General features: G+C 62.8%; 12 protein-coding genes. 3 read left to right on the forward strand and 9 right to left on the reverse strand.

Annotated features, from left to right (window positions below; all coding sequences use genetic code 11):
* From VEK15_21860 to VEK15_21875, 4 genes are all read right to left on the reverse strand, one after another.
* The coding region (locus VEK15_21860) for a histidine kinase dimerization/phospho-acceptor domain-containing protein (protein ID HXV63361.1) at positions 1 to 1,677 on the reverse strand (1,677 nt) is incomplete at its 3' end.
* Positions 1,674 to 2,360: a response regulator transcription factor gene (locus VEK15_21865; protein ID HXV63362.1), complete on the reverse strand. Its 687-nt coding sequence runs from the start codon at positions 2,358 to 2,360 to the stop codon at positions 1,674 to 1,676. The genes VEK15_21860 and VEK15_21865, both read right to left, overlap by 4 nt.
* 79 nt (positions 2,361 to 2,439) lie before the next feature.
* Complete coding sequence (locus VEK15_21870; protein HXV63363.1) at positions 2,440 to 4,455, reverse strand: hypothetical protein; 2,016 nt, start codon at positions 4,453 to 4,455, stop codon at positions 2,440 to 2,442.
* A gap of 156 nt (positions 4,456 to 4,611) precedes the next feature.
* Positions 4,612 to 4,920: a hypothetical protein gene (locus tag VEK15_21875; protein HXV63364.1), complete on the reverse strand. Its 309-nt coding sequence runs from the start codon at positions 4,918 to 4,920 to the stop codon at positions 4,612 to 4,614.
* Positions 4,921 to 5,244: 324 nt separating this feature from the next.
* Here VEK15_21875 and VEK15_21880 point away from each other — a divergent pair, with 324 nt between their 5' ends.
* Both VEK15_21880 and VEK15_21885 read left to right on the forward strand, forming a co-directional pair.
* Positions 5,245 to 5,658 (forward strand): type II toxin-antitoxin system VapC family toxin, encoded by a 414-nt coding sequence (locus tag VEK15_21880; GenBank protein ID HXV63365.1) that lies wholly within the window; start codon positions 5,245 to 5,247, stop codon positions 5,656 to 5,658.
* A 112-nt stretch (positions 5,659 to 5,770) separates the two neighbouring features.
* The gene (locus VEK15_21885) at positions 5,771 to 7,564 is read left to right on the forward strand and encodes an amidohydrolase (GenBank protein ID HXV63366.1); all 1,794 of its coding nucleotides are present in this window, start codon (positions 5,771 to 5,773) and stop codon (positions 7,562 to 7,564) included.
* On the opposite strand, the gene VEK15_21890 is transcribed toward VEK15_21885, so the two are convergent.
* Genes VEK15_21890 through VEK15_21905 form a run of 4 tightly spaced genes read right to left on the reverse strand, consistent with a single transcriptional unit; the run spans position 7,549 to position 12,997 of the window.
* Entirely contained in the window at positions 7,549 to 8,265 is a 717-nt protein-coding gene (locus tag VEK15_21890) for a phytanoyl-CoA dioxygenase family protein (GenBank protein ID HXV63367.1), read from the reverse strand. The two genes, VEK15_21885 and VEK15_21890, sit on opposite strands and share 16 nt — an antisense overlap.
* 43 nt (positions 8,266 to 8,308) lie before the next feature.
* Positions 8,309 to 10,984, reverse strand: a complete 2,676-nt coding sequence (locus VEK15_21895; protein ID HXV63368.1) for an ABC transporter permease — start codon at positions 10,982 to 10,984, stop codon at positions 8,309 to 8,311.
* Between the two features lie 3 nt (positions 10,985 to 10,987).
* Positions 10,988 to 11,323, reverse strand: a complete 336-nt coding sequence (locus VEK15_21900; protein HXV63369.1) for a PadR family transcriptional regulator — start codon at positions 11,321 to 11,323, stop codon at positions 10,988 to 10,990.
* Between the two features lie 60 nt (positions 11,324 to 11,383).
* Positions 11,384 to 12,997, reverse strand: coding sequence for a M28 family metallopeptidase (locus VEK15_21905; protein ID HXV63370.1), 1,614 nt, complete (start codon positions 12,995 to 12,997; stop codon positions 11,384 to 11,386).
* A gap of 35 nt (positions 12,998 to 13,032) precedes the next feature.
* Between VEK15_21905 and VEK15_21910 the strand changes: the two genes are divergently transcribed.
* The gene (locus VEK15_21910; protein HXV63371.1) at positions 13,033 to 14,520 is read left to right on the forward strand and encodes a DUF3179 domain-containing (seleno)protein; all 1,488 of its coding nucleotides are present in this window, start codon (positions 13,033 to 13,035) and stop codon (positions 14,518 to 14,520) included.
* On the opposite strand, the gene VEK15_21915 is transcribed toward VEK15_21910, so the two are convergent.
* Positions 14,495 to 15,110, reverse strand: a 616-nt coding sequence (locus tag VEK15_21915) for an amidohydrolase family protein (GenBank protein ID HXV63372.1), incomplete at its 5' end; no start/stop codon positions are given. The two genes, VEK15_21910 and VEK15_21915, sit on opposite strands and share 26 nt — an antisense overlap.

Consider the following 15,110-nt stretch of genomic DNA (forward strand, 5'->3'; position numbering starts at 1 on the left):
AATCGCCAGGCCGAGACCGCTTCCCTCGGGGTGCTGGTCGGTGCTTCGTCCCACCCGGTAGAAGCGTTCGAAGATGCGAGCGGATTCGGCTGGCTCCATCCCCATGCCGTCGTCGGTGACGGCGATCCCGATGCTCTCACCGTCCTCTTCCACCGAGATAGCCACCCGCACTCCCTTTCCGCCGTAGCGAAGCGCGTTGTCCACGAGATTGGCGATGGCTCGCTCCAGAAGGGGCGCGTTCACCCGAGCCGTCAGGCCGTCGGGACAATCCAGTTCGAGCTCAGCCCTGACCTCGCTCGACCTCGCGGAAAAGGTCTCCAGCAGGGGTGAGAGGACGTCCTTCAAATGGTGCCAGGTTCTGTCGATTTCCTGTCTTTCCGCCTGTCCTTCCAATCGAGTCAAGTCCATCAAGCCCTCGATCACCCCCCGGAGACGGCGTGCCTGCTCCGAGATGACGCGAACGAAATGACGGGCTTCCTCGGGCTCCTCCAACGCACCCTGCAGCAGGGTATCGGCGAAGCCCTGAATCGCGGTGAGCGGCGTTTTGAGCTCGTGCGAAACATTGGCGGTGAAGTCCCGCCGCAGATGATCGAGCTTCCGGATCCGCGTCCAATCGCTCATCACGATGACGGCCCCGATCGTTCGACCGAAACTGTCCTGGAGCGGAGTGCTGGTGGCGAGAACGTAGCGTCCCGTCCCTGCGCCCGACACCAGATCGTGAGTCGATCCCGACGTTCCCGAGATGCCCTGAGCCACGAGTCTCTCCAGTACACCGTTGTTCGCCGTGCTGGAGACGAGCTTCCCGATTATCGCGTCGTGTCGCAATTGCAGAATCCCGAGAGCCGCACTATTGACTCGCAGCACCCTGCCGTCGTTGTCAGTGACGAGGACCCCTTCCGTTGTGCTCGCCATGATGGTTTCCAGCTCCCGATCCTGCCTCGACGCCAACTGCCCGGCTTGCTCCAGCTCCAGGGTCAACCGATTGACCGCCTCGGCAATGACTCCCACCTCAGCGGAACCCACTACCGGGAGCCTCTTTCCCCTGGAATTCCCGGCAGCCAAGCGACGAGACATCACTTCCAGCGGACGAGCGGTAAAGCGCGCAATCCACCAGCTCAGGACGGCTCCGAGACACGCGACCGCAACGGCGGCGGCAGAGATCCTCCTGTACAGGCTCGCAAGCTGGCGGTCGATGCCGTCCACCGGCACGGACCCCCGAATGACGCCCACAACCCTTCCCATGTCTTCCACGGGAACGGCCACGTACATCAAGCGCTCGTGGCTCGTACGGCTGAAGCGGACCGAGGCGCTGCGCTTTCCCAACAGAGCCGACCGGATCTCGGGACGATTCGAATGGCTTTCCATTCCATCCGGATCGTGGGCGGAGTCGCTGATGACCTCGCCCGAAGCGAGGATCAGGGTGAAACGGGTGCTGTCCGTCGAAGCTCCGTGACCCTGGAAGCTTGCCTCGCAGTCCGTGCGGTCGGCCCCGCTGAAGACGTCCCGACATGTTTCCTTCACGAGCGCGGCGCGTGCAAATAGATCGTTCTCGATGTAAGCAAAATAGCTCTGGCGGATCGATCGAGCAGCGAGCCAGCTCACCGAGGCGACTGCCGCCAGAAGCGTGCAGGAGATCGCGAGGAAGAGCCTCCAGAAGAGCCGGTCGAGCAAATTCAATCTCGGAATCGGTAGCCGACGCCCCGCACCGTCTCGATCTGTCGGCTCGCCGATCCGAGCTTCTTGCGCAATCCGACGATCTGCACGTCCACCGATCGCTCGGTCACCGCGTACCTCTCACTTCGAACGGCGTCCACGATCTGCTGCCGGGTGAATACCCAACCCGGGCGACGCATGAGAACGAGCAGGACGCGAAACTCGGTGTTGGTGAGCGTGACCGTCTTTTCGCTCACCCGCACTTCCCGACGACCCGGGTGAAGAGAGACCTCACCGATGCGGAGAGGTTCATCGCCGTCGGACTGGCCGTCGTCGCCGCGTCGAAGCACCGCTCCGATTCTGGCGATCAAGACCGGAAGAGTGAACGGTTTCGTGACATAGTCATCGGCGCCCATCTCCAGACCGCGGATGATGTCGCTCTCCTCTCCTCTTGCCGTCAGCATCACGATGGGGACGCTTCTCGTGTCTTGACGGGTCCTCAACTTCCTGCACAAGCTGAGCCCGTCGATGTCCGGTAGCATCAGGTCGAGCAGTATCAGAGCGGGCGTCTCGGAATCGACCCGCTCGAGTGCTTCTCGTCCCGAGAGCGCCGATACGGTTTCGTAACCTGCCTTTCTCAAGTTGTAGTGCAGTAGCTGCTGGATGGCCTGCTCATCCTCGACGACCAGGATCTTCTCACCGCCCATGGTCAGTTTTTCCCCTGCAGAACGCGCCTATCGCGCCATTCTACGATACGGCAGCTACAGACGCCGGAGCGAGCCGTGGTTATTTCCATGACGACTTCAAGATCGCCAGCAAAATGAAGACGTGGACCAGGGCGAGGGCGAGCGTGAGGTCGAAACCCGGGGTCAAACGAAGGCCTGATAGCGCGTCGACCATAGGCTCCAGCAGCATATAGCGGTTGCCGTAGAAACGGCCGAGGCCGGAAAAAACCAGCAGATTCAATACGTAGGCGAGCGTGGCCGTCCCCGCCAGAAAACGCATACGGCTCGTGGGAAGGCCCCCGAACAGGAGCAGCAGGTAGACGAGGTGGGGATGATTCTCGTACACGCCGGTGGACAACATCGCGAAGGCGAAGAAGACGGCCGCAGCCGTGGATGCCAGAGCCTCCGGGGCGAAACGATTCCGGCGACGCCAGAGGATCCAGAGTGTCGAAATCGCTACCAGCGCGGTCCCGAGCTGAGCCGCGGGTAACGACGCGGTATCCAGCCTGACGAAATCCACCCGATCGGTGATTGCGGCATCCCCTTTGGCGACGGTCATCAGATGGCCCAGGATCCACCACGGATTGGCGAAGCCACTCGAAAGATTGCCAGGACGAAACGCATGGACCATGTGGACGAGGAGCTCCTCGAGGGTGCCGGCGAGAGCAAAGGGAACCAGAATCGCCCCGGTGATCGCGAGCCCGGCGACCATAGCGGGGATCAGACCCTCGAGCTTCGCGATGAACGAGCGGGAATCGTCCCTGGCGAGAAGGCCGATTGCCGCGACTGGAAACACGACGAGTGCCAGGGGTTTCACCCAGAACGCGAGAGCGAGCAGCCCACCCGACGCCGCGGCCAGACCGCTGCCGGCTGCCAGAAGCCCCGCGGCGGCGAGCGGAGCATAGGCGCCGTCCTGAAAGCCGAGAACCGCGCTGCTGAGCCAGCTCGAGGGAAGAGCCCAGTAGCAGGCCGAGAGGACGAGACCCCATCTGAGGTTCCGCCGGAACGCCCATAACAGCAGCCCGGCCGCGGCCACGTCTCCCAAGAAAGCGGGCAGCTTCGCCGCAACGTTCTCCCGCTCTCCAGCATCCATCTCCGGGAGGATTCGGGACACGAGAAGTGAGCTCGCTCTCCAGAGGGCCATGGCGAGGGGCGGATAATCGACCCCGAACTCCCGGCCACGATGACTCACGGTCCACGCCTCTTGGGGGTTGCGCAGCTGATGCCAGAACTGCCCCCGCGGAATCGTGTCTGCATCGCCGTAAACCCGCGTAACTCCGTGAGCGTTCGCGCGAGCGGTCCACGCCTTCCAGTACTCCGTATCCCACGAGCCGGGCGAAGGAAGAAAAAATAGCCTCACCCAGACGCCGAAGACCATTGCACTCAGAAGAGTCGCTCCCCAAACGAAACGCCGCCGGTCCTTGCCCGCGCTCACCCATCCCGCCACCATTAACCCACTCGGTATCGCCAGCCGGGCCATCCCCGACACCTCGGGAACGGTGAGGTAAACCAGCGCACTCTGGGCAACCAGACTCGAGAGCCCGGCGGCAAACAGGCCCATGGAAATTGCCAATTCGGGTCCTACCCTCCCGAGCAAGACCAGAACGAGAACGCCCGCGAGAAGCGAGCCGAGAGCCCTCGCAAACGAAAGCTTCTCGCGAGGGTTCTCGACCGATATGGAAACGAGACGTGCCGGGCGCGCCCCCGGCTGTCGCGCGAAGCTCACGAGGTCGAGTCGAACGCCAGGCGAAGGCGCCGGTGGAAGCGCCAGCGCGATGGCGCCTTCCCTGGATGAACGGACCATGTAGCTCGGCCCCCCATCGATCGAGACCGATGAGCTCACGTTCCCGCTGCTCCACTGCAGGAGCAGTCGGCCGGGTCGGAGTCGGTTGACTCCGGGAAGGCGGACGACCGAGCGCAGAGACGACGCGCTCCTAGGCGCCCCGCCCCGGACCGACGTTCGCCATCCAAAGGAATCAGACGTCAGACGGATCGAGCCCGGCTCGGTCAGATATGAGGCCAAGGCGGAGAGGAATACGATTCCCACCGCGATCCACAGACGTCGGGCTCGTGCCATCACGGCTCGGCCGCTAGAACGCGACGATTTAGCCCGACAAAAGCCGACGGCCGCCGCCACTCGATGAGGTGTGGTATTTGCAGCTCTTGCACCGGAGCATGTTACGTTCGCGTCGCCCAACGATCCACATCCAAGGCGCGCTTTGCAGCACCGGTGCTACTTCCCGGGCGGATCGCGATTAGGGGAACTATCGCTCCGCACCCCTAATGCCTCCTGCCATCGCCGAATCTCCGATTCGCCTAGAAACTCATGAACGACGTCGAAAATGCGCTGCTTCGGACCGAGGGGAAGGCGCTCGTCCTCCTGCTCCGCAAGTACAAGCAAACGCGCGACTTCGGAGCGAAGCTCGGGGCTCGTCGCGCAGACCTCTTCGAGCCAGCGGGTTCGCTCGCCGGGGGGCAAGTCGAGTGCTGCGCTCAGGATCTCGTCGACTTCGACCCATCGCGAGCCGGTGTGTGTACCCACCGTCGTTCCTCTCCCGGTTCTACGCGGCTCGGTGCCAAATCCCGCCCGGGCTCCGCCCATCTGGACTGCGCAGCCAAAGTCTAATTGACATGGACCTAATAACCATTCAATGTATGCCTATGGCCCGAAAGGCGACGTTGAAACGAAGAGCTTTCTTTGTCGACGAACGTACGCTGCGACGAGCAAAGAAAGCGCTGGGGTTGGCAAGCGACGCGGAAGTGGTGCGACTGGCAATCGAAAGGGTCGCGGAGATGGAGGAATTCTGGAATTTCATGAGGGAAACACGGAGCATCCTCGAGCCGGGAACCATAGAGGCTCCATAGCGTGGCCTGGGCGATCCTCGATACCAATATCTATATCGGTCATTGGGAACGGGGGCTCTACGACGAGGCGCTTGCCCAGGTTCGCCAGGCGTTCATCGTTCGTCATTCCGCGGTGGTGCTCTCGGAGCTCCGCCGCGGTGCGCGGACTCCGACGGCCCAGAGTGTGGTTGAGAATCTCTTGAAACGAGCAACCGTCGTCTGGACTCCGCAGGCGCCGGATTGGTGGGAAGCGGGACTGCTTATCCGGGAGCTGAGAGACGCCCGGGGCTGGCATAGAAGCAAGCGAAGGGATTTCCAGAACGACGCTCTAATTGCTTTAACGGCTCGCCGACACGGCGCTACCGTCGTTACCGCGAATCGAGCGGAGTTCCAGCTCTTGTCGCAGAAGCTCGGCGTGTCCGTGCTTTCGGTGTGATTTTCTACGGTCGGGCATCGCCTCAACCCCGGTCTGGTCCCTTCCAGAGACAAACTTACTTGCTTCGCTCGCGCCCATCGCAATACGCTTACGGCTCCAGGAGGCTTGGGCTATGCGGAGTTACGCGCTCGTTGTCTTCCTCGGAGCCGCGGCATGGGCGCGGGCCGAGGACACGGCCGACCTCATTCTCTTCGACGGAAACCTGTACACACTGGACGAGGCCAAACCATGGGCCACCGCCGTCGCCATCAAGGGAGAGCGTATTCTTGCCGTCGGCACCGATGACGAGGCACGTCGTTACCTCGGTGCAAACACGCGTGAGATCGATCTGAACGGAGCCTTCGCCTCCCCCGGCTTCAACGATGCCCACGTGCACGTCGACGGAACCGGGGCGCTCCTTACCGGCGTGAACCTCCTGGACGTGCACGAGCCCACGGCATTTCGCGAGCGAATCGAGGCCACGGCATCGCGGCTTCCCCCGGGGAGCTGGATCACACGCGGCATGTGGGGTGCTTACGAGCAATGGGGAGTCGGCTCCAGCGGAGAAGCGGCCTCGGGAGAAGTCTCGGGTGGCCCTTTCACACCCGACCGCAACCTCATCGATTCCGCCACGACGAAACATCCGGTTCTGGTCAGCCGCTTCGATCGAAGCATACACCTCGCGAACAGCCTCGCGCTGGATCTCGCGGGCATCGACGAATCGACTCCCGATCCGCCCGACGGTCAGATCGTGAAAGATGGGAGCGGCCGACTGACGGGAATCCTCACCGGGACAGCGTTCGATCTCGTTCAGAAAGTGATTCCGCCGATCTCGTTCGCGCAGCGCCTCATCCAGGTGCGTGCCGTGCTGAAGGAGGCACGGGAAGGCGGCGTCACGACGATTCAGGATCTGACCTCGGCGGAGCAGCTCATGGCCTACCAGCATCTGAAAGACAATGGCGAGCTGACGGTGCGAATCATGATCCGGCCGAACATCTTTCAAGCGGAGCACGTTGCCGCCCTCGGCCTTTCTCGAGGCTTCGGAGACGATTGGTTGAAGCTGGTTGGGTACAAGGGCTGGGTCGACGGAATCATGGGCTCGAGCGGCGCCATGTTCTTCACCGACTACGATCACGATCCGGGAAACCGGGGATACCTTCGTCCACCGATGCTTCCCGAGAGTGTGGACGGGGCGGCTTTCGAGCTCGGCTCGTCCGATCACTATTCGGACTACCCCCCGGGAAACATGGAGAAGCTCATCGAGCAATGGCTACCCACCGGGGTCCCTCCCCACATCCATGCCATCGGCGATCTGGGAAACCGCATCATCCTCGACATCTTCGAGAGAGTTCTCACCAGGGCGAAGATGGTGGATTCCGATCACCGCTGGCGCGTCATTCACGCCCAGGTCGTGCACCCCGACGACTTCGAGCGGTTCGGTGAGCTGAACCTCGTCGCCGAAGTCAACCCCTACCATGTCTCCGACGACATGCGGTGGATGGAGGAACGCATCGGCAAGGAGCGATCGATCGGCGCCTATGCATTCCGAAAACTCGAGGATTCTGGGGCAAGGATCATTTTCGGAAGCGACTCCCCGGGAACGAACGCGGCGCGCTACTATCTGAGCCCGGTCTACGGGCTCTTCGCCGCGGTGAGTCGTCAGACGCTCACCGGCGAGCCGAAAGAGGGGTGGTACGCCGACCAGCGTTTGACCATCGAGGAGGCCATCGAAGCCTATACCAAGACACCGGCCTGGGCGTGCTTCGAGGAAGCCGTCAAGGGAACGCTCGCACCAGGAATGCTCGCCGATATCGCCGTCTTCGATACGAATCTCGTCGAGGTCGGGCGGACCGCGCCCGCACGCCTCCTCGACGCGAAGGTGCTCTATACGCTGGTCGGTGGGGAGGTCGTTTACGAAAGGGAATAGCTCTCGTTCCACTCCAGTGGCAGCGGGAGCTTACGGGCGGAAAAGTCGAGCTGGATTACCCGGCGGGGACCGGGGCGGCGGGCAGGATGAGAACAATGGAGCAAGAGGGGCCTCATCACAAAGAGGCTACCCTTCGTTGCCTCGCAAACGGTGGCTTCGACGCGGGTGAACTGACCGATACTGTCTTCGGGAAGGCGCCCATATTGATGCGACGTCGGTATCACCTTCATCGCTCCGTCTTCTTCACCGCAGTCGTCGAGGTGTATCCGCACCGACAGCATCGCGGAGAGGACACCCGGCGGCGCCATCACGTGCTGTACACCGGCCTTCATCGACCACGGGCCGAAACCCACGGCGTCTCCGCGCTCCTTTACCGTGATGGTCGCGTCCTGATGCCAGCGAACCGCCCAGTTCGCGCGGGGGCTCTTGTCGAGGAAGAGCCCGCGCACGCAGAAGGCGTCGACGCCCAGAACGGCTTCGACGAGATCCCCTAGCGCAGGCGCACGGAGTACGGTCTTCGCCCGAGGAGCGTTCTGGAACAGATTCCGGAACGCATAGATCTCGCCACGCCTGACGACCCCGGGACCTTCCTCGACCGAGGAAACGGCCGAGCGTAATTCGGACACCGTGTCGGGAGAAATCCCGTCGGGAATGGCGGCAAAACCGTCTCGCTCGATGATTTCCGCGATGTTCGATTCCAAGAGCCCGTGATTCTAGACAAGACCGGCTCGATGACGCAACCTTCTACAACGCTTCAGCGCGAAGGGCCCGAACCGGATCGACTCGGGAGGCACGCACCGCCGGAACCACCGAGCCTGCCAGTGCTGCCGCGAGGAGAACGAGCGGTACGAGAGCGAATGTTATCGGGTCTCGGGGTTCCACGCCGTACAGTAACGAATCCATCGACTGCGTCAGTGAATAAGCCGCGACCACGCCGACGGAAGTCCCCAAAGCGGCTAGAAAGAGACCTTGTCGGATCACTAACCCGAGCATCTTCGACGGGGAGGCACCCAGCGCCATCCGAAGGCCGATCTCCCGGCTCCTCTGTCCAACCAAGTAGGAGGCCACGCCGTAGACCCCGACGACCGCGAGCGCCAGAGCCAGCCCCGACAACAGGACGAGAAGAGCCATGGTGAACCTCGACGACCCCATGGACCGGGAAAACACGTCCTGAAGAGTCCTCACGTCGGAGACAGGGAGCTTCGGATCGACTTCGCGCACGACCTCGCGAGCGGACCGCGCCAGCAACTCGGCCGACCCATTCGTGCGCATGACGAAGGTCACTGCGCTGGGGGTGAATCCGGACGATTGGTGAAACTGGCTCAGCGGCCGATACCACTTCGATTTGATCTCCGCCGTGATCCCGTTGTGGCGCACGTTACCGACCACCCCTACGATTCGGGACCAGGGAGGGTCCTCCGCCCCGCCGATCATGATGCGCTTGCCAATCGCGCTCTGCCCGGGCCAGTACTTCGTCGCCATGGATTCGTTCACGAGGATTACCGGCTCGGTGTCGGGTCGATCTTCATCCGTGAAAACGCGTCCTTCGATCAACGGAATACCCATCGCCTCGAGATAGCCCGGCGACGCCACCTGCCAGTCGGCCGAAGGATTCTCTCCAGGTCGTGGCTCGTAGCCCTCGATACGGGTTCCCCAGTCACCGATGGAGGTCGCGAGGGGCAACACTCTCACCGCGCCCACTTCCTCGACACCCGGCAGCGCTCGAAGGCCTTCGCGCACACGCTCGAAGAGCGACAGGATAGAGGGCGAGTCCGGATAGCTGCCCATCGGGGCCGACAAACGGAAGGTCAGGACGTTCTCCGTCCGGAAACCGGGATCGACGCGGACGAGTGTAGCGAACGTTCGGATCATGAGCCCCGCCCCGGCGACCAGAACGACGGCCAGGGCCATCTGCAAGGCGACGAGGGCACCTCTCAGGCGCTGCCCGAAGACGCCCGAGCCGACGGCGCGAACCGGGTCACCAACCGCCGATCGCAGGCTGGAACGAGCGGTGGCGATTGCCGGCATCACGCCGAACAAGAGCGCGGTGGCAAGCGTCGCACCGAGAGCGAACAGCAGAACGCCTCCGTCGACGCGGGCTTCGGTGAGCCGGGGAATACTCCCTGGCTCCAGTCCGACCAGCCCATCGATCGCCCAATACGCCAAGACCAGGCCGGTGAGTCCCCCCATCCCCGCCAGCAGAACGCTCTCGGTGATCAACTGCCGAAACACCCGGCCGAAGCTGGCCCCGAGCGAGCTTCGAAGCGCGACCTCTCGCGAGCGCTCGTGGCTCCGGGAGAGGACGACGCTGGCGACGTTCGTGCAGGCGATGAGGAGCACGAACCCCACGGCACCGAGAAGGACCAGGAGCGCGGGTCGCACGTCACCCACGACGTCCTCGGACACGGGAATCACCAGGGTGCGAAAACGCCAGTCCGGGGTATAGATCCCATCTGCGGTGTCACGTTCGTTCGCAGCCAGAAACTCCGCCCTGGCCTCTTCGACTGAGGCGCCGTTCGCGAGACGACCCACCGCGTAGTACGAATGGCTTCCTCCGAGCCTCGGCAAGGACTCGAATCCCGCCGGCACGTCGAGCGGAACGTAGACGTCGGTCGGCGCCTCGGCGTTGAAGTCGGTGGGCAGCTGAAATCGCTCGGGTAGGACACCGATGACGGTACGGGGCACTCCATCCATCTCGACACGAGAGCCGAGGAGGGAAACGTCTCCTCCATAGCGACGTTCCCAGATGCGATGTGACAGGAGGATGACGTCGCTCACTTCCAGCTTGGCTTCCTCGGCAGAGAAGACGCGGCCTGCCGACGGAGAAACGCCGAGTACGTCGAAGATATTTGGAGTCACCGCAGCGAGACCAATGCGCTCGGGGTCGTCACGGTCCTCGAGATTCGCGCTCGTCGAGAAGTACAAACCCACTTCGTCCAGACTCCGGATGGTCTCCCGATACATCCGGTACTCGGGAATCGAGACCCATGTCTTGGGAAACCCGGTCCACTGGCTCCAGATGCTGACGACCCCCTCCTCGTTCTCGTAGGGCAGCGGCTTCAGCAGCACGGCCCGCGCGACGCTCATGAGAGCGACATTGGCGCCGATGCCGAGCGAAAGCGTCACCACGACGACGATGGCGAAACTGGGGCTCCGCGCAAACGATCGAAAGGCAAAACGCGCGTCCTGCCAGAACGAGTGCATCCAGGCCTCCTTCAGGTGCTCATCTCGGGGGCACTCGCGACGCAGGCGAACCCAATCGAGCGACAGCAGTTGTCGCCAATACCAGGCGCGGGCCGCGTCTGCCCCCAGGGTGCGCGCGCGCCTCTCGAAGCCGTCATCCAGGGCGGAGAGGAGGTCCTCTCTCAACCTGCGGGGTGTGAGGTGCTCAATGAGCCGGCGCGCGAGCATCGGCGGCATCGCTCAATGCCTCTCCGGATGCGCGGAAACGTCGACCCCGCTCCACATGCGCTCGAGCACGATTCGCGATTCCTCGAGGACCCGCACACCTCTCGGCGTCAGTCGGAAGCACCGCTTGGCTTTGCCGCCCCGGATCGGCGTGGGCTCGCCGCGCGCCGATCGTACGTATCCCTTCTTCTCCAACCGAACCAGCGTGACGTAAATGGTACTGATCGTCAGCGGTCTCGACGCCAGCTCCTCGAGCTCTCTCTGAATCTCGGCTCCGTAGGCATCGGCCCCGAGCCTGGCAACGGCCAGCATCAGCAGCTGTTCGAGCTCACCCAGCGAATCCCGCGGCATGGCCTATATTATTGACAAAATCAAACAATAACCGCAAGTCGCGGTCGGGGATCGACCAGCTCAGGGTCGAGATGCCTCCCGCGCGGCCCGGAACTCGCTCGTCTCGCTCCACTCGGGCCACCTGTCGCTCGTCGCGAGCCGTTCTCCCATGGCGAAAAAGAGCTCGAGGTCCTGCACCATGCCCGAAAGGTCGTACCAATCTTTCACTTCGTCGGACGGCTTGTGGTAATCCTCCGCGACGTAGTTCTCGCGGCGCTGCTTGCCCCAGCCTTCGGGCTTCCCCTCGAAGTGGACGCCCACGTCGGGATAAAAAGCGGGGATCCCGATTTTCGCGAGCTCGAAGTGATCGGAGCGATAGTAATAGCCCTTCTCCGGCTCGGCATCGGGCTCGAGCACCCGACCCTGAGCCGCAGCGAGCTCGTGGGCGAGCTCGTCGAGGGACGACTGGCCCATTCCGACAACCGTCACATCCGTCGTCCTGCCCCATATGTTGAGTCCGTCCATATTGATGGCGGCCACCGTGTCGGACGGTGAGTAGAGCGGATGTCGGGCGTAGAAACGCGAGCCCAGGAGCCCTTGCTCCTCGGCGGTCACGGCAAGGAAGACGACCGACCGTCGGGGCGTCGGCTCGAGCGCCGCGAAAGCACGCGCGAGCTCGATAAGGCCGGCCGTTCCCGTCGCATTATCATAGGCGCCGTTGAAGATGTTGTCTTCGTTATCGACCTCCTGAGTTCCCAGGTGATCCCAGTGAGCCACGTAGAGAATCGTCTCTTCGGGAACCTCGGCCCCAACGAGTCGTGCCACCACGTTCTTGGAATCGACGTTCCGAAGCTGGTTCTTGATCGAGGCGTGCAAGCTAACGCCGAGGGGCAAAGGCTGAAAGGCGCGATCCGCGGCGGCTTGCTTCTGTTCCGTGAGATCGAGGCCTGCGCGCTCGAAGAGCGATTGAGCCATGCTTCGAGAGAACCATCCCTCGACCGCGACGCGCCCGGCGTTGCGATCCTCGGTCTCCAGATCGAACTGCTCGCCCAACCAACTTCCGCGAACGACCTCCCAGGGATAGCCCGCCGGGCCGGTCTCGTGGACGATGAAAGCTCCTGCGGCACCTTTTTCAGCCGCGACCTCGTACTTGTATGTCCACCTTCCGTAATACGTCATGGCTTCGTCTCCGAACAAGCCCTCGACGGGCGGGTCGTTCACGAGCATGACGAGGATCTTGCCTTTCACGTCGATGGCCTTGTAATCGTCCCAGTCGTATTCCGGCGCGACGACTCCGTAGCCGACGTAGACGAGCTCGGCTTCGACCGCAACCTCCTCGACGACCCGCTTGGTCCAGGCAACGTAGGATTCCCCGCCCGCGAGCTCCTCTTCCTCACCGTTTTGAACGAGCGAGACCTGGCTCGTGTTCGTGATGCCAACCAGAGGCACCTTCTGCACGTAGGTACCGTCCGGGTTTCCCGCTGCGAGTCCGAGGCTTCGAAACGCATCGGTAAGATAGGCGACCGTCTTCTCCTCCCCCGCCGAGCCTGGACTGCGGCCCCCGAACTCGTCCGACGAAAGCGTCCGGATATGCTCCATCAGTCGATCCTGGGAGAAACGCTCGGCGGGCGCCGGGGTCGACGGCTGGCATGCCACGGACGTCAAGAACAGTCCGAGAAGCGACAGACGTATCATCGAGGCCTCCTTTGAGCCCCTATCCTCGTCGGTCCATGAGCGGACGTCAATTACGGGTGATTGGCTCTCGCGCCTGCCTTCCCCAAGGCTACGGCGAGGTCCCGCCGAAGCACTTCGTGCGGAGGCGGACGCCCATCGCCAGCTCGGCTCGTCTGGCGGAACCCACGTGCTACCATTTCGCGGAAATGCTGATCGTGGCCGCGATTGTCGCCAGCACCGTATCGTGGTCCGACGTCCGCGAGCTCTTCTCCGACGAGCCGGCCATTCGTCAGGCCGCGATCGATCGCCTGCGGGAAGCTCGCGATCTCTCGGTCATGGCGGGACTCAACGACGTCCTCTACTATCACTACGCGGCGGGGCTGCCGTCGACGGCCAACGAGATCGCGGCGCTCATGGCACTTCTCGCGGGAGACTCGAGCGGGTCGAATCCCCGTCGAAGTTGGGCGGAATGGGTTGGCCGGCACGACGAGATCGAGCCCCAAGAAGGTTACGTTCTGTTCAAACGGTTCGTCTTCGAACGTTACGACCGGGCCTTTCGCGGCTACTTCCACCCGCGGTTCGTGTTCCGAATACGTCCGGAAGAGATCGAGTGGGGCGGCGTCAAGAAAGACGGCATTCCCGCTCTCGACCGTCCCGGCTTCGTGCCGGCCCATGAAGCGACCTATTTGAACGACGACGAGCGGGTCTTCGGCGTGTTTCACGCGGGCGAGGCCAAGGCCTACCCGCACCGAATCCTCGACGCCCACGAGATGGCAAACGACGTGGTCGGAGGACGCCACGTGACTCTCTCCTATTGCACGCTATGCGGCTCGGGGATTCTATTCGACGGCGAGCATCCCTCTCGCGAGGGCAAAGACCCATTCACCTTCGGATCGTCCGGTCTTCTGTATCGGTCGAACAAGCTCATGTACGACCGACCGACGAATAGCCTGTGGAACAACCTCACGGGTGAGCCAGTCGTCGGCCGGCTGGCCGAGTCCGGGATTCGACTCGAGAGGCGCCCTCTAGTCGTTTCGACCTGGGGTGAGTGGCGAAAGCGTCATCCGACATCCCTCGTTCTCGATATCGACGGGACCGGCTTCGATCGGGACTACAGTCGCAGCCCTTACGAAGAATACTTCGCCTCCGACGATACGATGTTTCCCGTCTGGCTGAGGGACGACTCGCTTCGAGTCAAAGAATGGATCTTCGGGTTGATCGTCAACGGAAGGCCGAAAGCCTATCCCATCGAGATCTTGAAATCCCAACGCGTGGTTCACGACAAGCTCGGCGGCACGAGTCTCGTTCTCGTGACGAACCCGGATTCTGGTGCCGTTCGCGCCTACGAGGCGGGTGAAAGACAGTTTGTTTTCGGGGAGGACGCAGGCGTTCTCGTCGAGAAGGGGACGGGCGAACGCTGGCGCGTCGAAGAAGAGGCGCTCGTTTCCACGAGCGGAAAAACGCTCCCGCGCCTGCCGGGGCACAACGCTTTCTGGTTCGGCTGGTACGCGTTCTTCCCTACGACTGACGTTCACCGACCCTGAGGAGCTTTTCGGCGTTTCGGAAGTAGATTCTCTCGCGGTCCTCGGTGGAGATGGCGAGAGAGTCGAGAACGCGAATCGTCTCTCGAATGTACATCGGGCCCTTTTCCGGGTCGAAGGGGGCATCGGAAGCGAACAGGACGCGATCGGCGCCGAAGAACGAGAGCCCGCACTCGGTGGCCGCACGCGACCCGAAAACTGCCGTATCGCCGTAGAACATGTGGAAATAGTCGAGAGGTCGCTTCTTCAGTCTCTGGACCACCCGGGTCAGGTCCTCGCCCGACGTGCGGCTCCCGATCTGGTCCCAACCCGGGCCCACGCGCCCCTCGAAGTAGGGAACCATGGCGCCCAAATGGTGGGTGATGACCTTGAGGTTGGGATGCCGGTCGAAAAGTCCGGCGAACACGATCCGGGCCATGGCGACGCTCGTCTCGTAGGGCCAGCCAAAGGCCCACCAGATCTCGTACTTCGAGCTGTCCTCGACGGGGTAGTCGGCAAAGCTGGCGCCGCGGGCGGGGTGCAGCAAGATGGGAAGATCGTAGCCCGCCATCAGATCGAAGAGCGGCAAAAAATCGGGCGAATCGACCGGCCGG

Source organism: Vicinamibacteria bacterium (genome assembly GCA_035620555.1).
In the GTDB taxonomy this organism is placed as follows: Bacteria; Acidobacteriota; Vicinamibacteria; order Marinacidobacterales; family SMYC01; genus DASPGQ01.